Genomic DNA, 23,580 nt, shown 5'->3' with positions numbered 1-23,580 from the left:
TCAGGCCGGGAACGGCACGGCCTGCAGCAATGCGGCGATCACATCGTCGGCGCCCTTCTGCTCGGCTTCGGCGGCGAAGGACAGCAGCAGGCGATGGCGCATCACTGGCGCCACCAGCGCCTGCACGTCCTCGCGGGTCGCGGCGAAGCGGCCCTGCAGCAGCGCGCGGGCCTTGGCCGCCAGCACCAGCGATTGCCCGGCGCGGGGACCGGCGCCCCATTTGATCCACTGGTTGACCGCCTCCGGTGCGACCGGGCCCGGTCGGCTGGCGCGCACCAGCCGGGTAATCCAGGTGAGCACGTCCTCGCTCACATGTACCTGGCGTACCGCCGCCTGCAGGGCCAGCACGTCCTCGGCATCCATCACCTTGGGCACCGTGCCACTGGCGCTGCCGGTGGTCTGCAACAGGATGTCGCGCTCTTCCTGCTCGGTCGGGTAATCCACCCGCACGTGCAGCAGGAACCGATCCAGCTGCGCCTCGGGCAGCGGGTAGGTGCCGGCCTGTTCGATCGGGTTCTGCGTGGCCAGCACGAAGAACGGCGCCGGCAGGGTGTAGGTGGTGCCCGCATAGCTGACCGTGCGCTCCTGCATCGCCTCGAGCAGTGCGGCCTGGGTCTTGGGCGGGGTGCGGTTGAGTTCGTCGGCCAGCAGCAGGTGGGTAAAGATCGGCCCCTGCTGGAAGCGGAAATGGCGATGTCCGGTGCCATGGTCTTCTTCCAGCAGCTCGGTGCCGAGGATGTCGCTGGGCATCAGGTCCGGGGTGAACTGCACACGCCGGAACTGCAGCTCCAGCGCCTGGCCCAGCGAGCGCACCAGCAGCGTCTTGCCCAGCCCCGGCGCGCCTTCGAGCAGGCAGTGGCCACCGGCCAGCAGCCCGATCAGCAGTTGTTCCACCACCGCGTGCTGGCCGACCACGGCCTGGCCCAACGCGGCGCGCAGCTGCTGCAGTTTGGGAAGAAGGGCATCAAGGCTGTCGGTCGTCATAAGGCACTCGCAGAAAATCGTCATAAGGCCACGCCATGCGTGGCTGAAAATGCAGGAAGAAACCTAACTGTTCAACGCATACATCACGATGTTGACCGCAAAGCGGGTGTTGTCTTCGGCCAGGAAGCGCTTGTTGCGCCAGTCGTAGTCCCACTCACAGCCGTAATCCTTGTTGCTGTAAAGCACGCCCAGGCGACCATCGACCTCGATGCCCTTGAGGTAGTCATGGACCAGGTCGTCGCCCCAGCCATTGAGTTCGAAACCGGTGGCCGGCGGGCCCTCGGGGAAGCGGAAAAAACTGCGGTACAGCGCATGGCTGTTGGGCAGCTTCTTCAACGCGGCCGGGCCGAACAGCTTGGCCATCTGCGCTTCAAAGGACGTGGCGAACAGCCCGTCGATGTCATGGTTGCAGTCATCGACCAGCACAAAGCCGCCGTTGCGCACGTAGCGCACGAAGTTCTGCCGCTCGGCGGCGTTGAACTCCACCAGCTTGTGCCCGGCCAGGTAGCAGAACGGCGCCTCCAGCATGCGCGGGTCGGACAGGGCGATGACGTGCTCAGTCGGGTCCACGCGCAGGGAGGTGTAATCGATCAGCGAGGTGATCACGTTGGACGGCATGCGCGCATCCACGTCCCAGTCGCCGGAGTCGTACTTGAGGCGGGTGAACCAGAAGTCGTAGCGACCGGCCTGGGCGCGCGCCAGTGAGGGCAACGCCGCGAGTGCGGCGCTGCCCAGCATCAGGCGCAGGAACTGCGCGCGGTTCATCCGTGCATCAGACCGCGTCGGAGAGCGAGGTGAAGGTGAAATCGCGCAGCTTCATCGGCGGAATCATCATCACAAAGTTCGACTCGTCACCGGCCACGCGCACCGGCTTGCCCAGTTCTTCGATGTTGTTGAGCATGATCACCGGCGACTCGTTGAAGCGGAAATTCTTCACCGGGTACTTGATCTGGCCGTTCTCGATGTAGAAGGTGCCATCGYGGGTGAGGCCGGTGAGCAGCACGGTCTGCGGATCGACCATGCGGATGTACCAGGTGCGGGTGACCAGAATGCCCTTCTGGGTGCCACGGACCAGCTCGGCGGTGCTCTTGTCGCCGCCGCTCATCAGCAGGTTGCCCGGACCGGCATTGGCGGTCTTGCCCTGTTTCTGCGCCCAGAAGCGCGAGTACTCCAGGTTGGCGATCTTACCGTTCTCGATGATCGGCAGCTTGGTACGCGGCATCCCTTCGTTGTCCCACGGCAGGACCGCGGCTTCAGGGTGCCAGGGATCGGCATGCATGTTCACGCGCGGGTCGTAGACCTGCTCGCCGAGCTTGTTGCCGCCGCCCTTCTTGGACAGGAAGCTGCGGCCTTCGTCGGCCGAGCGGGCGCTGAAGAAGTTCATCATGAAGCTGATCAGGCCGGCGGCCGCGGCCGGTTCCAGGATCACCGTGTACTTGCCCGGCTCCAGCGCCTTGGCTTCCTGCGATTCGGTGGCCTTGCGCATCGCGATCTGGATGTCCTGCTCGGCCTTGAAGTCGGCGGCATCCTGGAGGTTGCGGCCCACCCAGCCCGAGCCACGACCGTCTTCGGTACGCACGGTGCAGGTGTAGTCGAAGTTGGTGGTGCGCTGGTAGCCAAAGTTGCCGTTGCTGTTGGCCGTGGCCTGGAAGCCCTGGCCGTCTTCCAGGAAACCGGCGGCGATCAGGCCGTGGCCCCGGCACGGGGCGATCGAGTCGGCGGCGACCTTGGCCCGGAACGCCGGATCGATGGCCGCGGTGGACGCGCTGAAGGTCGGGCTGGGCGTATAGGTCTGCTTGCCGATGGCCGGCATGAACTCCGGGTTTTCCGGGGCCAGGCGGGCCAGGTCTTCGGCACGGCGCACCACGCGTTCCAGCGCGGCGTCGTCGAACTCGTTGATCGAGGCGGTGCCCACGCGCTTGCCGAAGGCGACGGTGACGGCCAGTTCGGTGTTGTCCACGATGCCGCTGGTGGAGACGTTGTTGAGCGCGAAACGGATGTTGCCGTCGATCGCGCCGGCCAGCACGGCGGTGCACTCATCGGCCTTGGACAGCGCGATGACCTTGTCGAGGATGGCCTTGGCCTGGGCTTCGGTGAAGATACTCATGGATTGGGGCTCCTGACCGCTCAGCCGAGGCTGCGCGCGGTGTTGATGACGTTGATGCCGTTGAAGCGCGCGGTGGACGAACCATGCGAGACCGCCGAGACCTGGCCCGGCTGGCCCTTGCCGTCGAAGAACGAGCCGCCCAGGCGGTAGTCGCGTTCATCGGCCACGGCACTGCAGGCGTTCCAGAACTCGGGCGTGCGGATCTGGTACGCCACGTCTTCGAGCATGCGGGTGATCTTGCCGTTCTTGATCTCGTAGAACAGCTGGCCACCGAACTGCGCGTTGTAGCGCTGCTGGTCGATCGAGAACGAGCCGTCGCCGATGATGTAGATGCCGTTTTCGACATCCTTGACCATGTCAGCCACGCTCAGCGGAGTCTTGCCCGGCGCCATGGAGACATTGGCCATGCGCTGGAACTGCACGCTGGACCAGGAGTCGGCATAGCAGCAGCCATCGGAGGCGGTCTTGCCGAGGATATGGGCCTGGTCGCGGATGGTCTGGTAGTCCACCAGCTTGCCTTCGCTGATCAGGTCCCAGCGCTTGGTCTTGACGCCTTCATCGTCGTAGGCCACCGCGCCGAGGCTGCCCGGCTGGGTCTTGTCGGCGAAGATGTTGACCTTGTCGCTGCCGTACTGGAAGTGCTGTTCGCGCTTGTCCAGGGTGGCGAAGCTGGTGCCGGCGTAGTTGGCTTCGTAGCCGAGCACGCGGTCCAGTTCCAGCGGATGGCCGATCGATTCGTGGATGGTCAGCCAGGTGTGCGACGGGTCCAGGATCAGGTCGTACTTGCCTGGCTTCACCGACGGTGCCTTCAGCTTCTCCTGCGCCTGTTTGGCCGCGGCGATCGCATCTTCCTTCATGTCGTAGGAGGAACTGTAGTTGACCACGCCGTTGGGCGTGAGCACCTTGCCGGCCGCGGCGCCGTCCAGGTACTCGTAGCCCATGCCCATCGGCGAGGACAGGCCTTCGCGGGTCCGGAACTTGCCGCTGGCCTTGTCGATGGCGGTGATCGTCATCGGTGCCCAGATGCGGTGCACGTCCTGGTCGATGTAGGAGCCATCGGTGGAGGCGAAGTACTTCTGTTCGTTGACCAGGAACAGCATCGAATTGACGAAGCTGGCCCCGGCGGCCAACGCGGCGGCGTTGACGTCCAGCAGCAGGTCTACCTTTTCCTTGATCGGCACGTCCATGGCGTTCTTGCGGATCGGTGTCTTCCAGCTCACTTCCCCCACGCCCGGCGCGGCGGCCAGCTGTACCGGCGCGGTCTGCACGCCGGCGTTGGCCTTGGCGATCGCCGCAGCCTGCTGGGCGGCACGGGCCACATCGGCGGTGCCCAGCTGGTTGGTGGCGGCAAAGCCCCAGGCGCCGTTGACGATCACGCGGATGCCCACACCGGTGGATTCGGTGTTGACCACGTTCTGCACCTTGTCCTCGCGGGTGATCACGAACTGGCGCAGGTAGCGCCCGATGCGCACGTCGCAGTAAGTGGCGCCGGCCTGGCGGGCGGCGGCCAGCGCCGCATCGGCCAGGCGCTTCTTCAGCCCCAGGTCCAGGGTGCTGTGCAGCTGTTCGGCGGCAATCACCTTGCCGAAGAACGACGGCACGATCAGGCCGCCTGCGGTAAGCCCGGTCAGGGCAAGGAAGTCACGTCTTTGCAAGGCAGCTCTCCACGTTGGTGTGGGGGGGCGGGGAAACGGCGACGGTGCGGGACAGGTTCATCCCAGACTGCGCGCGGTGTTGATGATGTTGATGCCATTGAAACGGGTGGTGGACGAACCGTGCGACACGGCCGAGACCTGGCCCGGCTGGCCCTTGCCGTCGAAGAACGAACCACCGAAACGGAAGTCGCGCGCATCGCAGATCGCGCTGCAGGCATTCCAGAACTCCGGCGTGCGGATCTGGTAAGCGGCATCCTCGACCATGCCGGTGATCTCACCGTTCTTGATCTGGTAGTACAGCTGGCCGCCGAACTGCGCGTTGAAGCGCTGCTGGTCGATCGAGTACGAGCCGCGGCCGTGGATGTAGATACCGTTCTCCACGTCTTTGATCATCTCGGCCACGCTCAGCGGCGCCTTGCCCGGGGCCAGCGACACATTGGCCATGCGCTGGAACTGCACGCTGGACCACGAGTCGGCGTAGCTGCAGCCGTGCGATTCGGTCTCGCCCAGCAGGTGCACCTCGTCGCGGGTGGCCTGGTAGTTCACCAGGATGCCGTCCTTGACCAGGTCCCAGCGCCTGGTCTTGACCCCTTCATCGTCGTAGCCCACCGCACCCAGGCTGCCGGGGGCAGTCTTGTCGGCGAAGAAGTTGACCCGCTCGCTGCCCCAGCGGAAGCCGGCGTCGCGCTTGTCCAGCGTGGCGAAGCTGGTGCCGGCGTAGTTGGCTTCGTAGCCGAGCACGCGGTCCAGTTCCAGCGGATGGCCGACATTCTCGTGGATGGTCAGGAACAGGTTGGACGGATCCAGCACCAGGTCGTACTTGCCCGGCTTCACCGACGGTGCCTTGAGCTTCTCGCGCGCGTGCCGTGCAGCGGCGATGGCGTCTTCGACCGGGTCATAGGAGTCGCGGTAAGCGGTGATGCCGCCGGGAAGTGCGATCTTGCCGCTGGCATCGCCATCGAGGAATTCGTAGCCCATGCCCATCGGCGAGGACAGCCCGGCGCGGGTGCGGAACTTGCCACTGGCCTTGTCGATCGCGGTGGCGGTGAACGGCAGCCAGATCCGGTGCACGTCCTGGTCGATGAAGGAGCCATCGCTGGAGGCGAAGTACTTCTGCTCGTTGACCAGGAACAGGGTGGAGTTGATGAAATTGGCGCCCGCGTTGAGCGCGGCGGCATTCAAGCCCAGCAGCAGGTCGACCTTGTCCTGGATCGGCACGGCCATGGCGTTCTTGCGGATGGGCGTCTTCCAGCTCACCTCGCCGACCCCCTGCACCGGCGCCAGCTGCACCGGACGGGTCTGGATGCGCGCGTTGGCCCGGGCGATGGCGGCGGCCTGCTCGACCGTGGCCAGCACCGCGGCCGGGGTCTGCTGGTGGGTCGCGGCAAAACCCCAGGCCCCGTTGACGATCACCCGGATGCCAATACCCGAGGACTCGCTGTTGGTGATGTTCTGCACCTGCGCTTCGCGGGTGATCACCGCCTGGTTGAGATACCGGCCGATGCGCACGTCGCAGTAACTGGCACCGGCACGCCTGGCCGCGGCCAGCGCGGCCTCGGCCAGCGCCTTGTTGCGGCCCACGTTGCCAGGCTCGAGCAGCTGCTCGGCGGCGATCAGGCGGGAGTGCGGCAGCATCAGGCCAGCCAGGCCCATGCCAGACAGCGTCAGAAACTCACGGCGTTGCACAGCTTGCGATTCCCCGGGGTACGGTCGGCGGCAGGTCGCCGGCGACAGTGGACAAGTCTTTGACTTTCGGTGGCTACCGGGAGTGGCACAAGTGACTCCGGTCATGGTTGGATGCACGCTGTCGAATTCATCTTGAGCCTTCCATGAGCCAGCAGCGGTGGTCCGAAGCCTGCGAACGCAACCGCGACCCGATCCTGACGGTGCTGCAGCGGCACCTGCATGACCGCCACGCGGTGCTTGAGATCGGCAGTGGCACCGGCCAGCACGCCGCGTATTTCGCGGCGGCGCTGCCGCACCTGCACTGGCAGGCCAGCGACCATCCGGAGCATGTGCCCGGCATCGCCGAGCGCCTGGCCACCGCCGCGCTGCCCAATGCGCCGGCACCGTGGCCGTTGCAGGCGGTGCTGGCGCCGCAGCCCGGCCTGGCACCGCTGCCCGATGCCGCGCCCGCCTTCGATGCGGTGTTCAGTGCCAATACCCTGCACATCATGAGCTGGGCGCACGTGCAGGCGTTGTTCGCCGGGTTGCCGGCGGTGATGGCGGACGACGCGCTGTTGTTCATCTACGGGCCGTTCAATTACCACGGCGAGTTCAGCAGCGACAGCAACCGCCAGTTCGATGGGTGGTTGAAGGCGCGCGATCCCGATTCAGGTATCCGCGATGCGGAGGCGGTGGACGCGCTCGCGGCCGCGCAGGGCCTGCAGCTGATCGAGGACGTGGCCATGCCCGCCAACAACCGGCTGCGGGTGTGGCGGCGGGGCTGATCAGGCCGGGAAAGTCGGCGGGCACGCCTGCTGCAGGCACGCCCGGAACGTCGCGGTTGGCAACGGTGGCGTCGAAATGGCCAACGGGCACTCGCGCCGGGACGCACGCTGAGGGTAGGATCGGGGCCGGGAGGTTGTTGTGACAACCCGGGGGAGTTTGCATGGCAGTGGCAAGACACAGGCTGGCCGGCGTGATGCTGGCGGCTGGATTGACGGCGGCGTTGGCCGCGTTCGGGGTGGCGGCGCAATCGCTGCCGGCAGTGCAGGAGTTCTATTTCGACCAGGATGCCGCCGCCGTTCCGGCGGTGGTGGTGCCTGCCGACAGCAGTGATCTGGTCGACCAGCTCATGAAGCAGCGCGAGCGCGGGCGCAGGACGCTCGACGCCACCGTACAGCTGGCGGGCGTGGCGTTCGCGCAGGGGCGCCCGGAGCTGGGCCGCAGCCTGTATGCCGAGGCCATCGGCAGCACCACGGCCACCACCGCGGCCGGACGCACGGTGCGCTGGAACTACGGCTGGGACCTGTTCCGGCTGGGTGAGGTCGACGCGGCACTGGCCCAGTGGAGCAGTGCCCAGGGTGGCCTGCGCGGCAATGCCGCGTGGGTGCCGGCCACCTACGCGCTGGCGCTGTGGACCCTCGGCCGCAAGGACGAGGCGGTGCGCTGGTATGCCGCGGCGGTCCGCACCGAGCCGCAGCAATGGAGCAGTACGGCCAACTACGCCACGCTGCTGCCGAGCTGGCGCGATAGCGAGCGCAAGACCCTGGCCGAGGTGCAGCAGGCCTGGGCGGCGCAACCGCCGGCCTGGCCCTGATCCGATCGGGGGCGGCCGCCTCGTGCGGTCGCTGTCGGTGGCAAGCGGCGCGATGAGCTTCGGCTTCGACCAAGGTCGAGGCCGTCGCCGCGTGCGCATCGGCTAGGCTGCCGCAATGGCCTTCGATGCATTCGCCCTGATCCTCAGCATGCTCGGCCTGGGCATGCTGTTCGCGCGCCTGCGCACGCTGCCCGACAACAGTGCCGAGGTCCTCAACCGCGTGGTGCTCTACGTGTGCCTGCCGGCGGCGGTGCTCACCTACGTGCCACGCCTGCATCTGGACGTGAGCCTGGTCGGGCTGATGGCCACGCCCTGGCTGCTGATGCTGGCCAGCTGGGCGCTGGTGTCGCTGGCTACGCGCCTGTGCGGATTCGCCCGCGACGTGCACGCCGTGTTGCTGATCTGCGTGACCCTGGCCAACTCCAGCTTCATCGGCTATCCGATGGTGCGCGCGCTGCTGGGCGATGCGGCCCTGCCGTACGCGGTGGTCTATGACCAGTTCGGCACGTTCGTGCTGCTGTCCACGTTCGGCTTGTACGTGATCGCCCGCTACAGCGGCGATACCCCGCCGAGCGCAGCCCAGGTGCTGGCACGCATCGCGACGTTCCCGCCGCTGTGGGCCCTGCTGTTCGCGCTGGTGCTGATGCCCGCGCAGCCGCCGGGTTGGATCGGCACCGCGCTGAAGCAGTTGGCCGATGCGATGCTGCCGCTGGTGATGCTCGCGGTGGGGCTGTCGATCCGGTTGCGGCTGTCGCGCAGCGAACTCACGCCACTGGGCATCGGGCTGCTGCTCAAGCTGCTGGTGATGCCGGCGTTGGCGGTGCCGCTGGCCTGGCTGTTCGGCCTGCACGGCACGATGCTGCAGGTCAACGTACTGGAATCGGCGATGCCGACCATGATCACTGCCGCCGCCCTGGCGATCTCGCACCAGCTGGCCCCGCGCCTGGCCGCGGCGATGGTCGGCTACGGCATCGTGTTCGCGCTGGTGACGCTGCCAGCCTGGGCGTGGCTGCTGCAGCACCCCGGGTAGAGCCGACCGTTGCTCGGCGCCGACCGTTGCTCGGCTGCTCCACCCARGGCCACCGACACCGCACAAAACCCGGTAGAGCCGACCGTTGSTCGGCTGCTCCACCCAAGGCCACCGACAGCGCCGACCCACGACACCGCCGACCCACGAAGCAGCCGACCAACGGTCGGCTCTACGTGCCGGTGATCGGCGTTACTCGTCTGCGCTGACCGTGCGGCCGCGTGCCCATTCGCGCAGCGCGGTGACCTGCTCGGCCATCAGTACCGACAACGGACGGCTGCCGCGGATCTCCTGCATCAGCAGCTCGGTATCGAGTACGCGCGTTTCCGCATGGGCGGCATACAGCCCGGCGACCACCGCCTGTTCGATCTCCGCACCCGAGAACCCATCGCTGGCCGCAGCCAGCGCCGGCAGCGCGAAATCGTCGGCATTGAGCTGGCGCCGGCCCAGGTGCAGGCGCAGCAGTTCCACCCGGGTATTGGCGTCGGGCAGGTCGATGAAGAAAATCTCGTCGAAGCGACCCTTGCGCAGCAGTTCGGCCGGCAGCTCGTGCACCTGGTTGGCGGTGGCCACGATGAACACCGTGCTCTTGCGCTCGGCCAGCCAGGTCAGCAGGTGGCCGAGCACGCGGCGCGACACGCCCCCGTCCTCGCCGCCACTGGCCAGGCCCTTTTCAATCTCGTCGATCCACAGCACGCAGGGCGCCAGCTGTTCGGCCGAGGCCAGTGCCTCGCGCAGATTCTTCTCGGTCTCGCCGTGGTACTTGTCATACAGGCTGCCGAAGTCCAGGCGCAGCAACGGCACCCCGAAGCCGGCGGCGGTGGCCTTGGCCAGCATCGACTTGCCGCAGCCCTGCACCCCCAGCAACAGCATGCCCTTGGGCGGATCCAGCCCGGCCGGGCCCTGGCCGCCGAGGAAGATCGGGCGGCGCTGGTTGACCCAGCGTTTGAGCCGGTTGGCCCCGGCCACGTCGGCAAAGCGGGTGGTGTCGTACTCGTAATGCAGGTGGCCGGCGCGGTTGAGCAGCTCGAACTTGAGCCGGGCCAGCTGCGGCAGGTCGTCCTGGCTGAGCGCGCCGTCGGCGAAGATCAGCTGCCGCGCGATCCGCCGCGCGTCCACCATGCTCAGGCCGCGCAGGTTGTGCAGGATCTTCTTGACGGCCTCGTTGTCCACTTCCACCCGGCGCCCGCCGTTCTCGCGGGCATAGGCCTCGGCCTCCTCGCGCAGCATCTTCAGCAGCGCGTTGAGGTCGGGCAGGCGCGGGTTGAAGCGGGTTGCCAACGCCTCCAGCTCGGCCGGCAGTTCGACCTTGGCCCCGATCAGCACCAGCACGTGGGCCTGGCAGTGGCGGCGCTGGATCAGGTCGCGCAGCGCGCGCTGGTGGCTGGCGTAGCCCAGGTAGGGATGGAAATCCAGCAGCAGGTAGATGCCGCGCTGTTCGGCCTGGCGGATCATCTGCAGGGCCGAGCTGGCATCGGGCGGGCCGACCGGGTCGTCCTCGCGGTCCATGTCGATGCGGCGCAGGCCCTCGGTGATCGACCAGCGGTGCAGGGCACGCCAGACATGCATCAGGGTCTGCCGGAACAGCTCCACGATGCGACCCTCGTCCTGGGTCTCGATGATGATCAGCGGGGTGTTGGCGCGGATGAGTGCGCTCAGGTCCTGTAACTCGCTCATGCCGGCTTGCAATCCTTTGGATCGCGCACGATAGCAAAGCGCCGGGCCACGCAGGGGTTCAGCAGTGCGACTATCTCCGTCACGGAGGGCGGTGTACGCTGCGACGACGTTCCCCGGAAGCGAGGCTGGCATGAAGACGATCCTGGTAGCCGGTTCCAAGGGTGGGGTGGGCAAAACCACCGTCGCTACCCACCTGGCGGCGCATGCCGCCCTGGACGGCAAACGGACCGTACTGGCCGACGCCGATCCGCAAGGCTCCAGCACCCGCTGGGCGCAGCGCCGCTCGATGCTCGAAAGCGCCGTGCTGCCGATCGACGTGTACCGCAAGAAAAACTGGGAAAAGCTGATCCCCGACGGCACCGACCAGGTCGTCATCGACGCCCCCGCAGGTGCATTGGCCGACGATCTGGGCCACTTCCTCGATGTTGCCGATGCCGTCGTGGTCCCGGTGCTGCCCTCCGCGCTGGACATCGAAGCCATCGTCGGCTTTCTCAACAGTCTGTCCAAAGTGCCGCGCGTGCACCGCCGCGCGCTGCCGGTGGGGCTGGTGCTCAACCGCACCAAGCCGTGGACCCAGACCTCCCAGCAAGCCATGCAGATGCTGGCCGAATGGCCTTACGAGGTTGTCGCCCAGCTGCGCGACAGCCAGAGTTACGTGGTGATGGTCGGGCTGGGACGCAGCCTGTTCGATTACCGCTCCGCGCAGGTGCGCGAGCACCAGAGTGACTGGGAGCCACTGTTGAAGTGGCTGAAGAAAGCCTGATCCGGAAGAGAGCCTTTATGCGAGAACTGATCCTGCTGCGCCACGCCCACGCCGAAGCCGCCGGTACCGGCCAGGCCGACCTTGACCGCCCGTTGTCGCCCATCGGCCTGGCCGAAGCCGAAGCGGCCGGCCGCTGGCTGAAGGAAAACAACCTGCTGCCCGATTGCGTGCTGTGCTCGCCCTCGCGGCGGACCCGCGAAACCCTCGAAGCGGTCCTGGGCATTACCGGCTTCGTCGAAAAGCGCCTTGAAGACGCCGTTTACGACGCCACCCCCGGCACCCTGGCCGGCCTGATCGATGAACGTCGCGATGTCGAGCGCCTGCTGGTGGTCGGTCACAACCCCGGCCTGGAACGGTTGGTAGCGCTGATGAGCGAAGGCACCAGCAGCGACTACCGCGGCATGCCGCCCGGTGGCATCGCGGTACTGGCCTTCGACCGTGAGGCCCGCATCGAGCCCGGCGTGGGCACCCTGACCGCCTTCTGGTGGCCGTGACCCCATGACGGTAGTGCGCGCGCTGCTGGGCTGCCTGCTGGCACTGGCAGCCGACGTGGCCTGCGCCGAACCGCCGGCCGAAGCGCCCCGCCAGGTGCTGGCGTTCGATACCGCGCGCTCGCGCTTCGGCTTCGAGATCCGCACCCGGCTGGGGCAACGCATCGAAGGGGAGTTCCCGCGTTTCGAGGGGCGTATCGAGGTGCTGCCCGATGGGCGCCACCAGGTGCACCTGCGGATGTTCACCCGCTACGTGGAGATTCCCGGCAAGGACCGCTACACCGGCTGGATGCGCGGGGAGGAGTTCTTCGACTCGGCGCGCTACCCGGTGGTCGAATTCGACTCCGTCCCTTACTGGCCCGAGGTGGTGGACAAGGGCGGCGGGGTGCAGGGCCGGTTGATCCTGCGGGGGGTCAGCCACCCCGAGACGCTGCGGGTGGAACCGGCGGCCTGCCCGCGGGCCGGGTATGATTGCGACGTGGTCAGCCGCGGTACCGTGCAGCGTGGCCGGTATGGAATGGACAGCTGGCAACTAGCATTGAGTGATCGAGTGACCTTTGTATTGCGTGCGCGTCTGAGCGAGGCGCCGAAACCGTGAATCCATGGCTGCGGGTGGTACTGCTGGCAACGCTGTTGCTGGGGAGCGGCTGTGCGTCGCTGTCCAACGCCGAGCGCGAGCGCGCCGCCGGCATCGCCGTGCAGGCGCGTTCGAGCGTGGTCGACTGCACCGCGCCGGACCGTTGCGCCCTGGATTCACCCCTGCGCGCGCTCGGCGGCAAGGCATTTGCCGAGTCCACCGAGGCGGCGCCGCGCCACTACGCCACCATCATCGACGAAGGCGAGGTGTCGCTGGTCGCCCGGCTCAACCTGATCCGCAGCGCCACCCGCAGCATCGACCTGCAGACCTATATCTTCGACAAGGACGACAGCGCCCGGCTGGTGCTGGACGAACTGCTGGCCGCCGCCCGGCGCGGGGTCAAGGTACGGGTGCTGATCGACCAGCTCTCGGCGATCTCCGACCTGCAGATCCTCGGTGCGCTGGCCAGCAGCCACCAGAATTTCGAACTGCGCGTCTACAACCCGACCTTCGGCAAGGCGCGGCTGAACTACGTCGACTACGCCGCCAGCGTGCTGTGCTGCTTCCGCCGCTTCAACCAGCGCATGCACAACAAGCTGCTGGTGATCGACGATGCGCTCGGCGTGGTCGGTGGACGCAACTACCAGGACGACTATTACGACTGGGACAGCGAATACAACTTCCGCGACCGCGACGTGCTGGTGGCCGGGCCGGAAGTGCGCGAGATGGCGACCAACTTCGACGCGTTCTGGCGCGCCCCGCGCAGTGTCCCGGCCGAACGCCTCAACGATGTCGGCGCCGCCCTGCTCAAGACCGGCGCGCCGCAGATGCCGGTGCCCGACTACCGCAATCCGCAGCGGCTGCAGCGGGTCAGCGACGAGGCCAACGACCCGGGCTACGTCAGCCGTGCGTTCGTGGATACCGCCCTGGCGGTGGCCTCGGTGCGCTATGTCGCCGATCTGCCGCGCAAGCATCGCCGCGAACGCCCCAACCAACCGACCAACGGCCAGCACGTCACCGAGCCGCAGTTGGATGCGCTGATCGCCAGCGCGCAGACCGAAGTGCTGCTGCAGACGCCCTACCTGGTGCTGTCCAAGCCGGCGCGCAAGCTGTTCCGCGACCTGCGCAAGCGCGAACAGCCGCCGCGCATCGTGGTCTCCACCAACAGCCTGGCGGCCACCGACAACCCGATCGTCTACGCGCTGTCCTACAAGTACAAACGCCGCAACATGCGCGAGCTGGGCTTCAACCTTTACGAGTTCAAGCCGTTCCCGCTGGATGCCCCGGTCGATTACCGCAACCTGCTGCCGGCCCCGCTGGGCGAGGCGCCCGCCTCGGACGGCAAGCGCAGTAGCCTGATCGGGGGCAGTGCCGCCGGCAGCAACGCGCGCGGCAACGCCGGCAGCGGCAACCGCCGCAGTGCCGATGCCAGCCCCCCGGTGGACCTCGGCACTGCTCCGGGCACCGCTGCCGCGGCCGACCCGGTCCGGCGCCAGCCCACGCCTGGACCGGCCGCGCGCCGCCGCACCGACGGCAGCGTGGTCGAACGTCGCGTACTGCGTGCCGAAACCCGGCCCTCGTTCCTGGGCACCAAGGCGGTCAACAAGCCGCTACCGGTCACCCGTACCGGCGCGCGCATGGGCCTGCATGCCAAGTCGATGGTGGTGGACCGCCGCATCGGCGTGATCGGCACGCACAACTTCGACCCGCGCAGCGAGAACTACAACACCGAAGGCGCGGTGATCATCGACGACCCGGTGTTCGCCGAGGCCCTGGCCCAGAGCATCCTGCGCGACATCCACCCGCAGAMCTCGTGGACGGTCGCGCCGCGGATCAAGCCGCCGGTGCTGTCGGGCCTGAACTACAGCGTCGGCAAGGCGTCCGAAGCCCTGCCGGTGCTGGATTTCTGGCCGTGGCGCTACGCCACCGATTACGAATTCCAGCCCGGTCCGAACTGTCCCGAACCGCTGCGTCGCCAGGACAAGGATTTCCACACCTGCTACGTCTCGGTCGGTGACTTCCCCGAGGTCAACGTCGGCCCGAAGTGGCTGCTGGTGCGCATGCTGACCGCCTTCGGCGCCGGCCTGGTGCCCATCCTGTAATTTTCTCGTCGCACGGAGACGCCGCATGGCCCAGGTATTCCGCGAAGCGGTGTCGATCGAGGCACTCAACGCACTCAGCCGCAACACCCTGATCGAACACCTCGGCATCGCCTTCACCGCAGCAGGGGACGACTGGATCAGCGCGACCATGCCGGTCGACGAACGCACCCGCCAGCCCTACGGCATCCTGCACGGCGGTGCGTCGGTGGTGCTGGCCGAAACCCTCGGCAGCAGCGCCGGCAACCTGTGCGTGGATACCCGCGCGCAGGTCTGCGTGGGCCTGGAGATCAACGCCAACCACATCCGTGCGATGCGCAGCGGCGTGGTCACCGGCACGGCGCGTGCGGTGCACGTGGGCCGCAGCACGCAGGTGTGGGACATCCGTATCGAAGACGACGGCGGACGCCTGGTGTGCACCTCGCGGTTGACCCTGGCCGTGGTGCCGGCGGTCCGCCCCGGCTGATCGATCCAACGCGTGGATGCTGTGTTGCGCCGGCCATCCCAGTGCGCCAGCGCATGGTCGGCGCCGGCGCCGTGCCGCAACCGGGCACCCGCTTGACCGCCTGCGGCGTCTGGCCCTGCATTGCCATCGATTTGTCCGTTTTCGGCTGGCAGAGCCTGCGGCGCTCGGGTATCGTGCGCAGATGACTTCCCCCACCCCGGCCTCACGTGGCGGCGTGGCGCGTGTGTGCCGTTATCTGTACCGCGTACCGCTGCTGCTGGTCCACCTGTTGCTGTTCCTGCCGATTTTGCTGATCGCCATGCTGCCGCCGTGGGGACGCATGCGCGTGGGCAGCCGCCTGTTCGAACATGCCGCGGTGAACCTCTGGTCCACTGGCCTGATGTGGATCTTCGGCTTCCGCTTGCACCGGATCGGTACGCCGCTGCCGGGCGCGGTGCTGTTCGTGGCCAATCACGTCAGCTGGGTCGACATCAACATGCTGCACAGCCAGCGCATGATGGGCTTTGTGGCCAAGCGCGAGATTGCCAGCTGGCCGGTGGTCGGCTGGTTGGCCGCGCGCGGCCAGACCATCTTCCACCAGCGCGGCAGTACCGAGTCGCTCGGTGGGGTCATGCAGGAAATGGTGGTGCGCCTGCGCGAGGGCAAGGCGGTGGGCGTGTTCCCGGAAGGGCGTACCCGTGGTGGCCATGATGTGGGCCCGTTCCATGCGCGCATCTTCCAGGCAGCGGTCGAAGCCCAGGTCCCGGTGCAGCCGGTGGCGCTGCGTTACGGTTGGCGTGGCGATGCCCAGGCCATCGTAGCGTTCGGCCCGGGCGAGAGCTTCTTCGCCAATTTCCTGCGCCTGCTGGGGGAACCGGCACGCCGTGCCGAAGTACATTTTCTGGCGCCCATCGGAACCCAGGATCTGGAAGGCCGTCGCCGCATCGCGGAAACCTCGCGTGCGCGCATCCTGGCGGCGATGTCCGCCGAGTAGTGCATGGCGGCCCTTCACGCGCCAGCGTCGCAGCCGGGAGCAGTCTGCCGCCCATGTTGACCGCTGCCGACTACCTCCCGCCGCGTTGGCTGCGCAATCCGCACCTGCAGTCCATGCTCAGCTCCAGCCGCATGCGCATGCAGCGTGGGCTGACGTTGCTGGCCGCCACCGGCGCGGTCACCGAAGAACTGATCCTGGACGGCGGCCAGGGCGTGCGGCTGCAGGGCTGGCACAGCCATGTCCAGGGCCGCGAGCCGATCGGCATGGCGCTGCTGCTGCACGGCTGGGAAGGCAGCGCCGAGTCCAGCTACATGCGCATGACCGCCGCGCGCATGCTCGAAGAGGGCTTCGACGTGGTCCGGCTGAACTTCCGCGACCACGGCAACACCCATCACCTCAATCCCGGCATCTTCCATTCCAACCGCATCGATGAAGTGGTGCAGGCCGCCGGTGACATCGCCCGGCGCTGGCCGCAGCTGCCGCTGGTGGCGGCCGGCTATTCGCTGGGCGGCAACTTCGTGCTGCGCCTGGCGCTGCGCGCACCTTCTGCCGGCGTCCCGCTGCGCCGGGTGGCCTCGGTCTGCCCGGTGCTCGATCCGGCCATCACCATGGAGAGCATCGAGAACGGCCCGGCGATGTATGACTGGTACTTCCGCCGCAAGTGGGCCGGCTCGCTGCGGCGCAAGCGTGATCTGTTCCCCGAGTTGAGCGATTGGGACGACCAGGTACTCAAGCTCGACATCCGCGCGCTCACCGCGTGGCTGGTCGAGCACCATACCGATTTCGGCTCGCTGCAGGCCTACTTCGATGGCTACTCGATCGCCGGCGACCGCCTGGCCGAGCTGACCGTGCCGGCCGACATCCTGATGGCCAAGGATGACCCGGTCATCCCCTTCGCCACCTTCAACGGCTGGCGCCTGCCCGCCCACGCCCACCTGGAAATCGCCCCGTGGGGCGGCCATTGCGGCTTCCTGGAGAACTGGCGAGGCGATGGTTTCTCCGAGCGCTGGGTCGCGCAGCGCCTGCGCATCGAAACCGTCGGCTGACCTCGCCCGGGGGTTGGGCACCCCGACCACGGTGCGCCGCATGACGTGTTCTACAATCGGGGTTTGACCCCAAGCTGGACCGTCATGCAAGACAAGATTCTCCAAGCCCTGCGCCGCAATGCGGCCGACGAAGCCGTGCAGCTTGCGCGGCAATGGACCAGTGCCGAGCCGGAGCAGCCGCAGGCGCACCGCTGGCTGGCCCTGTCGCTGCAACAACAGGGCCAGTTCGATGCCGCCCTGGACAGCCTGCAACAGGCGCTGGCGCTGGCCCCGGACAACCCCGATCTGCACCTGCAGCACGCCGGCCTGCTGCTGGCGCTGCGCCAGTTCGAGGCGGCCGGTTCGGCGCTGGACCGCACCGCCACGCTCAACCCCAACGAGCTGACCGCCTACCTGATGCAGGCGCACATGGCGCTGGCCCGCAACGACGTGGACGAGGCCGAGAAGATCACCCGCACCGCCAGCCGCGTGGATGAAGACCACCCCGAGCTGGCCGCGTTGAACGGCATGATCGCGCTGCGCCGCGGCGAGGGCGACCGCGCGGTGGCCCTGCTGTCGGCCGCCGCCCAGGCCCTGCCCAACGATCCGCGGGTGCTGTACGCGCTGGGCTTTGCCTACCTGGGCAAGGACATGCTGGCCTTCGCCGAGCAGGCGTTCCGCCGCGTGCTGGACCTCAGCCCCGCACTGACGTCGCTGCAGGGCCTGCTGGTGCAGCTGCAGGTCCGCCAGGGCAACACCGATGGCGCCGCAGCGACCATGCGCCAGATCCTGGCCACGGCCGAGGGCGACACCCCGGCCATGCGCCGCCTGGCCGGCGAGCTGGAGCTGCAGTCCGGGCAGCCGCTGCAGGCACTGGAACACCTGCTGCCGGTGCTGGAGCAGACCCCCGCCGATCGCCAGACCCTGCAGCTGCTGCTGATGGCCTGGCAGCGCCTGGGCCGCGAACAGCAGGCGCGTGACACCCTCGATGCGCTGCTGGAGACCCACCCGCAGCTGCACGACCTGTGGCTGGCACGGCTGTCCATCGAAGCGGTGGGCAGTGCCGGATCGGTCGCGGTGGCCGAGCGCTGGCTGCAGGCCATGCCCGAGCACCTGCCGGCGATGGAAACGCGCCTGCGCCTGCACGACATGGCCGGCGAGAACGACGCCGCCGAAGCCGTGGCACGGCGCATCGTGGCCATCGAACCGGGCCGCGCCAGCGGCGAAACCCGCATCGTCGAGGCGCTGATGGCGCGCGACCCTGCTGCTGCAGTGGCGCGCGTGCAGGCCATCCATGACACCGCCGAGGACGCCGCCAAGCCGAGCCTGCGCGCGTGGCTGGGGTCGGTGCAGCACGAGGCCGGCCAGCACGCCGATGCCCTGCGCACGTGGGTCGAGCTGCACGTGGCCGAGGCCAGCCAGCGCCTGCCGCTGCCGCCGCAGGCCAAGGCCCCGCTGAGCTGGCCGGAGATCGGCACGATCAGCGAAGACAACACCGCCCGCCCGATGTTCGTCTGGGGCGCGCCCGGCTCCGGCGTGGAGCGGGTGATCGCCGCGATCGCCGCCGCCAGCCCGGTGCTGCGTGGCGACCGCTACGGGCCCAATCCGCCCGACGACGCCTTCCAGAATTACCACACCCTGCAGGACCTCTCGACCGGCAAACTCAGCCCGGAGCGGCTGGTGGAGCAGTGGCGTGAGCAGATGCCGTCGCGCGGTCTGGCCGACGCCAACCTGATCGACTGGCTGCTGTGGTGGGACAACGCCCTGCTGTGGGCGCTGCGCCCGCAGCTGCCCGAAGGCCGCCTGCTGCTGGTGCTGCGCGACCCGCGCGACATGCTGCTGCACTGGCTGGCCAACGGCGCGCCGGCACCGCTGGCGGTGACCTCCATCAACGAGGCGGCCGAGTGGCTGGCCCGCGCGCTGACGCAGGTGGCCACCCTGCACGAACAGGACCTGTACCCGCACGCGCTGGTGCGCATCGACGACATCGGCAACGATCCGGCGGTGATGGCCGAGCATCTGGGCCGGCTGCTCGGCACGCGCCTGCCGCCGGCGCCGACGCTGGGCCCACCGCGCATGCCGAGTGGGGAATGGCGCCACTACCGCGAGCTGATGGCCCCGGCGTTCGCGTTGTTGACCCCGGTCGCCGTTCGCCTTGGTTACCCGGAACAGTGAGGACTCTCCCATGCGCCTGAGCAGTACCAGCTTCCACAACGGCCAGCCGATCGCGGCCGAATTCGCCGCCGGCGATGCCAACGGTTTCGCCGCCAACCGCAACCCGCAGCTGGCCTGGAGCGAGGTGCCCGAGGGCACCCGTTCGTTCGCGTTGCTGTGCATCGACCCGGACGTGCCGACGGTGCCGGAAACGGTCGGTCGCCACGATTGCAGCGTGCCGCGCGACCAGCCGCGCGCGGATTTCGTGCACTGGGCGATGGCCGACATCCCTGCCAGCGTGCACGACATCGCCGCCGGCAGCTGCAGCGAGGGCTTCACGGTCAAGGGCAAAACCGCACCGGCCGGACCCGCCGGCGCGCGCCAGGGCCTGAATGATTTCACCGGCTGGTTCGCCGGCAATCCGGACATGGCCGGGCAGTACCTGGGCTATGACGGCCCGTACCCGCCGTTCAACGACGCGCGCATGCACCGGTATTTCTTCCGTGTGTTCGCCCTCGACGTGGCGCAGCTGGACCTGCCCACCCCGTTCACCGGCGCCGATGTGCACCGTGCGATGCACGGCCACGTGCTGGCCGAAGCGGCGCTGCATGGCACCTACACGTTGAACCCGGCATTGGCCTGATCGGCGTCCAGCCAACGCCCTCGCGCGATGCCGAATAATGCCGGCCGCTGGCCGGCTCCTCATGAACCTCCGGGGAGATATGCGAGGAGCCGGCCAACGGCCGGCACTACCTGGTAACGACGAAGGGCGGCCCTTGGCCGCCCTTCCTCTTTTGCGGCGCGTGCGTGCCGCTCTGGCCGCGTACCGGCCAACGGCCGGTACCTGCCGGTTACTTCTTTTCCGACTCGACCACCATGTCCAGCACGTACGCCAGCGAGGAACCGTCGGCGGGCGGGCTGGCGATCTTGTAGCGCTTCACCCGCACCACGTTGCGCACGCCGTCTTYGTGGGTGTAGCCCTCGATGGTGCCGTAGAAGTTCTCGAACGCGCCCGGCGTGCCCTGCTTGAGGCCCTTGTCGTCGAACGACACTTCGCGGGTCTGCAGGCACTGCATGTTCGGGATCATCGGATGCGAGCACGGCTTGGTCTGCGCGGCCACTTCGATGAACACCGTTTCGCCTTCACCGCCGTAGCGGGTTTCCGCGGTCGGCTCGGGGTTGAACACCAGCACGTCGCCGGCGGCGTTGTGCAGGGTCAGCTGGCCCTGGCCGGCCAGTTCGGCCTTGAGCGCGCCTTCCAGGCGCGAGCCCACGGCCTGGTCCAGCGCCATCAGCGCCTTGTCGGTGCAGGCCATCATGGTCGAGGCCATCGGCGAGACGGTCAGCGTGCCATCGGCCAGCGTGTAGCCGCCACCCATCCGGTTGCAGGTATTGCCGACCGACAGGCGGCCGTCCTTGAAGTCCAGCGTGACCGGCTTGTCGCCGCGCGCGAACAGCGCATCCACGCGCTTGCCGCCGGCATCGGTAGCGCTGTCCAGCAGCCAGTGGTTGCCCTGCAGGCGCTGCACGTCCAGTTTCTCCACGGCCTTGGCATCGGCAGCGGCGGTCGGTGCCGGCGCCAGGTCATCGCCACCGGGACCGGCGGGGGCCGGGGTGGACGGGTTGCTGCAGGCGGCCATCAGGGCCAGCGGCAGGATCAGCATCAGGGTGCGGGTGCGGTTCATGGACATCTCCTTGGGAACCCGTGGAAAAACGGGGTGATACGCGAAACGGGGTTGGCGCGCGCCGGCCGTGTTCAGTTGCCAGCAGGCAACCACAGCAGCAGCGCGGCACCGAGTGCGATGCGATACGCCGCGAACGCGGTGAATTTGTGCGACTTGATATAACCCAGCAGCCACTTCACTACGACGAAACCGGTGACGGCAGCGGCAAGGAAGGCCACGCCGACGTCGGTCCAGTTCTCGTTGCCAAGCTTGCCGTCCTTGGCCATTTCCATGAACGCGTAGCCGCTGGCCGCGAACATGGTCGGGATGCCGACCAGGAACACGAACTCGGTGGCCGCCGCGCGCCGGCTCAGGCCGAACAGCATCGCGATGAAGATCGCCGCCGCCGAGCGCGACGTGCCCGGGAACACCCCGGCCACCACCTGCGCCAGGCCGACCAGGATGGCCACCTTCCAGGTGACTTCATCGCGGTCGGGCAGGCGCGCGCTGTAGGTCTCTACCAGGATCATCCAGATGCCGCCGATGATCAGCGCCCAGGCCACCGGGGTGACCGTTTCGGGTAGTTCCCAGCCGGCCAGGCGCACCGGCAGGCCGACGATCGCGGTGACCAGGAAGGCGGTGCCCAGCTTCATCACGTAGTCGCGGTTGGCGCGCTCGTGCAGGCCGGTGGCCAACGACCACAGGCGCTGGCGGAACACCAGGGTGATGGCCAGAATCGCGCCGGCCTGGATGACGATGTTGAAGAAATCCGAGCGCGCGCCCAGCCAATGCTGGGCGATCAGCAGGTGGCCGGTGCTGGAGATCGGCAGGAATTCGGTGAGGCCTTCGAGGATGCCCAACAGGAGGGCGGAGAGCAGGTCGGACATCGGGATGCTGGGGCTCGGAATGGGTGAAATCGCGGTAGAGCATAAAACATCAAACGCCGCACCAAATGTGTGCGTGGTGGGGCCGTTGCACCATCGTGGTGCGCAGGGTTCCGCGCCCGGTGCCGTGCCAGGCCAACAAAATCAACGACTTGTGAAAATGGAAAAGTTGGCACGGCGATTGCTCTATCAACCTACGCAATCATCCATCCGAGGGTTTCACCGATGTCCGTGGAAAACGTTGAGAAGCTGATCAAGGACAACCAGATCGAGTTCATCGACCTGCGTTTCGTCGACATGCGCGGTATCGAACAGCACGTCACCTTCCCGGTGAGCATCGTCGAGCCGTCGCTGTTTGAAGAAGGCAAGATGTTCGATGGCAGCTCCATCGCCGGTTGGAAGGGCATCAACGAATCGGACATGGTCCTGCTTCCGGACCCGACCAGCGCCTACATCGACCCGTTCTACGCCGACCCGACCCTGGTGATCAGCTGCGACATCCTCGACCCGGCCACCATGCAGCCGTACGGCCGCTGCCCGCGCGGCATCGCCAAGCGCGCCGAGGCGTACCTGAAGTCCTCCGGCATCGCCGAGCAGGCCTTCTTCGGCCCGGAGCCGGAGTTCTTCATCTTCGACTCGGTCCGCTTTGCCAACGACATGGGCCACACCTTCTTCAAGATCGATTCCGAAGAAGCCGCCTGGAGCACCGGCGACAAGTACGACGGCGCCAACAGTGGTTACCGTCCTGCGGTGAAGGGCGGCTACTTCCCGGTTCCGCCGACCGACTCGCTGCACGACCTGCGCGCTGAAATGTGCAAGACCCTGGAACAGGTCGGCATCGAAGTGGAAGTGCAGCACCACGAAGTAGCCACCGCCGGCCAGTGCGAAATCGGCACCAAGTTCAGCACCCTGGTGCAGAAGGCCGACGAACTGCTGCGCATGAAGCACGTCATCAAGAACGTCGCCCACCGCAACGGCAAGACCGCCACCTTCATGCCCAAGCCGATCGTCGGCGACAACGGCAGCGGCATGCACGTGCACCAGTCGCTGTCCAAGGGCGGCACCAACCTGTTCTCCGGCGACGGCTACGGCGGCCTGAGCCAGCTGGCGCTGTGGTACATCGGCGGCATCTTCAAGCACGCCAAGGCCATCAATGCCTTTGCCAACTCCGGCACCAACAGCTACAAGCGCCTGGTCCCGGGCTTTGAAGCCCCGGTGATGCTGGCCTACTCGGCCCGCAACCGCTCGGCCTCGTGCCGCATTCCGTGGGTGTCCAACCCGAAGGCGCGCCGCATCGAAATGCGCTTCCCCGATCCGATCCAGTCCGGCTACCTGACCTTCACCGTGCTGATGATGGCCGGCCTGGACGGCATCAAGAACCAGATCGACCCGGGGGCACCGAGCGACAAGGACCTGTACGACCTGCCGCCGGAAGAAGAGAAGCTGATCCCGCAGGTCTGCTCCTCGCTGGACCAGGCCCTGGAAGCGCTGGACAAGGATCGCGAGTTCCTCAAGGCCGGTGGCGTGATGAGCGACGACTTCATCGATGGCTACATCGCGCTGAAGATGCAGGAAGTGACCCGCTTCCGCGCCGCCACCCACCCGCTCGAATACCAGATGTACTACGCCAACTGAGCAACAGGCGACGATGACGAAGGACCTCCCTCCCACCTTCGTCATCGTCGCCGCTTTGTCGGCTGGGGAGCCGGCAACGCAACCATGCGTAGAGCGGACCGTTGGTCCGACGATCGCAGTAGAGCGGACCGTTGGTC

Annotated in this window: 21 protein-coding genes; 13 read left to right on the top strand and 8 right to left on the bottom strand. The window is 67.5% G+C overall.

The features are described from left to right. From AC1DQP_RS03785 to AC1DQP_RS03765, 5 genes are all read right to left on the bottom strand, one after another. The gene (locus AC1DQP_RS03785; RefSeq protein WP_457318030.1) at positions 1-984 is read right to left on the bottom strand and encodes an AAA family ATPase; all 984 of its coding nucleotides are present in this window, start codon (positions 982-984) and stop codon (positions 1-3) included. A 63-nt stretch (positions 985-1,047) separates the two neighbouring features. Then, entirely contained in the window at positions 1,048-1,749 is a 702-nt protein-coding gene (locus AC1DQP_RS03780) for a DUF4159 domain-containing protein (protein ID WP_457318029.1), read from the bottom strand. A 7-nt stretch (positions 1,750-1,756) separates the two neighbouring features. Next, the gene (locus AC1DQP_RS03775; RefSeq protein WP_478051126.1) at positions 1,757-3,091 is read right to left on the bottom strand and encodes a TldD/PmbA family protein; all 1,335 of its coding nucleotides are present in this window, start codon (positions 3,089-3,091) and stop codon (positions 1,757-1,759) included. 20 nt (positions 3,092-3,111) lie between these two features. Next, positions 3,112-4,746, bottom strand: coding sequence for a TldD/PmbA family protein (locus AC1DQP_RS03770; protein WP_457318027.1), 1,635 nt, complete (start codon positions 4,744-4,746; stop codon positions 3,112-3,114). 57 nt (positions 4,747-4,803) lie between these two features. After that, entirely contained in the window at positions 4,804-6,432 is a 1,629-nt protein-coding gene (locus AC1DQP_RS03765; RefSeq protein WP_457318026.1) for a TldD/PmbA family protein, read from the bottom strand. A gap of 143 nt (positions 6,433-6,575) precedes the next feature. Here AC1DQP_RS03765 and AC1DQP_RS03760 point away from each other — a divergent pair, with 143 nt between their 5' ends. From AC1DQP_RS03760 to AC1DQP_RS03750, 3 genes are all read left to right on the top strand, one after another. Next, positions 6,576-7,196: a DUF938 domain-containing protein gene (locus tag AC1DQP_RS03760; RefSeq protein ID WP_457318025.1), complete on the top strand. Its 621-nt coding sequence runs from the start codon at positions 6,576-6,578 to the stop codon at positions 7,194-7,196. A gap of 161 nt (positions 7,197-7,357) precedes the next feature. After that, complete coding sequence (locus AC1DQP_RS03755; RefSeq protein WP_457318024.1) at positions 7,358-8,008, top strand: tetratricopeptide repeat protein; 651 nt, start codon at positions 7,358-7,360, stop codon at positions 8,006-8,008. Between the two features lie 115 nt (positions 8,009-8,123). Continuing rightward, positions 8,124-9,038: an AEC family transporter gene (locus AC1DQP_RS03750; protein ID WP_457318023.1), complete on the top strand. Its 915-nt coding sequence runs from the start codon at positions 8,124-8,126 to the stop codon at positions 9,036-9,038. A gap of 189 nt (positions 9,039-9,227) precedes the next feature. Here the strand turns inward: AC1DQP_RS03750 and AC1DQP_RS03745 are convergent, their stop codons facing one another. Continuing rightward, entirely contained in the window at positions 9,228-10,712 is a 1,485-nt protein-coding gene (locus AC1DQP_RS03745) for an AAA family ATPase (RefSeq protein WP_478051125.1), read from the bottom strand. Between the two features lie 130 nt (positions 10,713-10,842). Here AC1DQP_RS03745 and AC1DQP_RS03740 point away from each other — a divergent pair, with 130 nt between their 5' ends. From AC1DQP_RS03740 to AC1DQP_RS03700, 9 genes are all read left to right on the top strand, one after another. After that, positions 10,843-11,475: a nucleotide-binding protein gene (locus AC1DQP_RS03740; RefSeq protein ID WP_457318021.1), complete on the top strand. Its 633-nt coding sequence runs from the start codon at positions 10,843-10,845 to the stop codon at positions 11,473-11,475. A 17-nt stretch (positions 11,476-11,492) separates the two neighbouring features. Next, on the top strand, positions 11,493-11,969 hold the full coding sequence (locus tag AC1DQP_RS03735) for a SixA phosphatase family protein (protein ID WP_256776759.1): 477 nt from the start codon (positions 11,493-11,495) through the stop codon (positions 11,967-11,969). Between the two features lie 4 nt (positions 11,970-11,973). Beyond that, positions 11,974-12,564 (top strand): YceI family protein, encoded by a 591-nt coding sequence (locus AC1DQP_RS03730; protein ID WP_256776760.1) that lies wholly within the window; start codon positions 11,974-11,976, stop codon positions 12,562-12,564. Further along, the gene (locus AC1DQP_RS03725) at positions 12,561-14,645 is read left to right on the top strand and encodes a phospholipase D family protein (protein WP_478051124.1); all 2,085 of its coding nucleotides are present in this window, start codon (positions 12,561-12,563) and stop codon (positions 14,643-14,645) included. Before AC1DQP_RS03730 ends, AC1DQP_RS03725 begins: the two co-directional genes overlap by 4 nt. 25 nt (positions 14,646-14,670) lie before the next feature. Continuing rightward, a complete protein-coding gene (locus AC1DQP_RS03720) occupies positions 14,671-15,108 on the top strand; it encodes a hotdog fold thioesterase (RefSeq protein ID WP_256776762.1) in 438 nt (145 codons plus the stop codon). Positions 15,109-15,289: 181 nt separating this feature from the next. Then, positions 15,290-16,081 (top strand): lysophospholipid acyltransferase family protein, encoded by a 792-nt coding sequence (locus AC1DQP_RS03715; RefSeq protein WP_457318019.1) that lies wholly within the window; start codon positions 15,290-15,292, stop codon positions 16,079-16,081. Between the two features lie 56 nt (positions 16,082-16,137). Next, positions 16,138-17,127 carry a YheT family hydrolase gene (locus tag AC1DQP_RS03710; RefSeq protein WP_256776799.1) on the top strand — a complete coding sequence of 330 codons (990 nt, stop codon included), beginning with the start codon at positions 16,138-16,140 and terminating at the stop codon, positions 17,125-17,127. An 84-nt stretch (positions 17,128-17,211) separates the two neighbouring features. Continuing rightward, a complete protein-coding gene (locus AC1DQP_RS03705; protein ID WP_478051123.1) occupies positions 17,212-19,281 on the top strand; it encodes a tetratricopeptide repeat protein in 2,070 nt (689 codons plus the stop codon). A 10-nt stretch (positions 19,282-19,291) separates the two neighbouring features. Beyond that, the gene (locus tag AC1DQP_RS03700; RefSeq protein WP_457318887.1) at positions 19,292-19,903 is read left to right on the top strand and encodes a YbhB/YbcL family Raf kinase inhibitor-like protein; all 612 of its coding nucleotides are present in this window, start codon (positions 19,292-19,294) and stop codon (positions 19,901-19,903) included. A 208-nt stretch (positions 19,904-20,111) separates the two neighbouring features. On the opposite strand, the gene AC1DQP_RS03695 is transcribed toward AC1DQP_RS03700, so the two are convergent. Both AC1DQP_RS03695 and AC1DQP_RS03690 read right to left on the bottom strand, forming a co-directional pair. After that, complete coding sequence (locus tag AC1DQP_RS03695; protein WP_478051122.1) at positions 20,112-20,945, bottom strand: META domain-containing protein; 834 nt, start codon at positions 20,943-20,945, stop codon at positions 20,112-20,114. Positions 20,946-21,016: 71 nt separating this feature from the next. Further along, the gene (locus tag AC1DQP_RS03690; RefSeq protein WP_256776767.1) at positions 21,017-21,811 is read right to left on the bottom strand and encodes an undecaprenyl-diphosphate phosphatase; all 795 of its coding nucleotides are present in this window, start codon (positions 21,809-21,811) and stop codon (positions 21,017-21,019) included. A 222-nt stretch (positions 21,812-22,033) separates the two neighbouring features. On the opposite strand from AC1DQP_RS03690, the gene glnA reads away from it, so the two are divergent. Next, positions 22,034-23,443 carry a type I glutamate--ammonia ligase gene (gene glnA, locus AC1DQP_RS03685; protein WP_256776768.1) on the top strand — a complete coding sequence of 470 codons (1,410 nt, stop codon included), beginning with the start codon at positions 22,034-22,036 and terminating at the stop codon, positions 23,441-23,443. Positions 23,444-23,580: the final 137 nt, after the last annotated feature.

Source organism: Stenotrophomonas sp. P5_A8 (assembly GCF_056400545.1).
The sequence above is the reverse complement of the archived record's forward strand: the minus strand, read 5'-3'. Positions and strand labels throughout refer to the sequence as shown.

What these genes read in the sequence shown, in the direction of transcription:
- AC1DQP_RS03785 (WP_457318030.1), bottom strand. Translation starts at nt 984, where the DNA reads ATGACGACCGACAGCCTTGATGCCCTTCTTCCCAAACTGCAGCAGCTG.
- AC1DQP_RS03780 (WP_457318029.1), bottom strand. Translation starts at nt 1,749, where the DNA reads ATGAACCGCGCGCAGTTCCTGCGCCTGATGCTGGGCAGCGCCGCACTC.
- AC1DQP_RS03760 (WP_457318025.1), top strand. Translation starts at nt 6,576, where the DNA reads ATGAGCCAGCAGCGGTGGTCCGAAGCCTGCGAACGCAACCGCGACCCG.
- AC1DQP_RS03755 (WP_457318024.1), top strand. Translation starts at nt 7,358, where the DNA reads ATGGCAGTGGCAAGACACAGGCTGGCCGGCGTGATGCTGGCGGCTGGA.
- AC1DQP_RS03750 (WP_457318023.1), top strand. Translation starts at nt 8,124, where the DNA reads ATGGCCTTCGATGCATTCGCCCTGATCCTCAGCATGCTCGGCCTGGGC.
- AC1DQP_RS03745 (WP_478051125.1), bottom strand. Translation starts at nt 10,712, where the DNA reads ATGAGCGAGTTACAGGACCTGAGCGCACTCATCCGCGCCAACACCCCG.
- AC1DQP_RS03740 (WP_457318021.1), top strand. Translation starts at nt 10,843, where the DNA reads ATGAAGACGATCCTGGTAGCCGGTTCCAAGGGTGGGGTGGGCAAAACC.
- AC1DQP_RS03735 (WP_256776759.1), top strand. Translation starts at nt 11,493, where the DNA reads ATGCGAGAACTGATCCTGCTGCGCCACGCCCACGCCGAAGCCGCCGGT.
- AC1DQP_RS03730 (WP_256776760.1), top strand. Translation starts at nt 11,974, where the DNA reads ATGACGGTAGTGCGCGCGCTGCTGGGCTGCCTGCTGGCACTGGCAGCC.
- AC1DQP_RS03720 (WP_256776762.1), top strand. Translation starts at nt 14,671, where the DNA reads ATGGCCCAGGTATTCCGCGAAGCGGTGTCGATCGAGGCACTCAACGCA.
- AC1DQP_RS03715 (WP_457318019.1), top strand. Translation starts at nt 15,290, where the DNA reads ATGACTTCCCCCACCCCGGCCTCACGTGGCGGCGTGGCGCGTGTGTGC.
- AC1DQP_RS03705 (WP_478051123.1), top strand. Translation starts at nt 17,212, where the DNA reads ATGCAAGACAAGATTCTCCAAGCCCTGCGCCGCAATGCGGCCGACGAA.
- AC1DQP_RS03700 (WP_457318887.1), top strand. Translation starts at nt 19,292, where the DNA reads ATGCGCCTGAGCAGTACCAGCTTCCACAACGGCCAGCCGATCGCGGCC.
- AC1DQP_RS03690 (WP_256776767.1), bottom strand. Translation starts at nt 21,811, where the DNA reads ATGTCCGACCTGCTCTCCGCCCTCCTGTTGGGCATCCTCGAAGGCCTC.
- glnA (WP_256776768.1), top strand. Translation starts at nt 22,034, where the DNA reads ATGTCCGTGGAAAACGTTGAGAAGCTGATCAAGGACAACCAGATCGAG.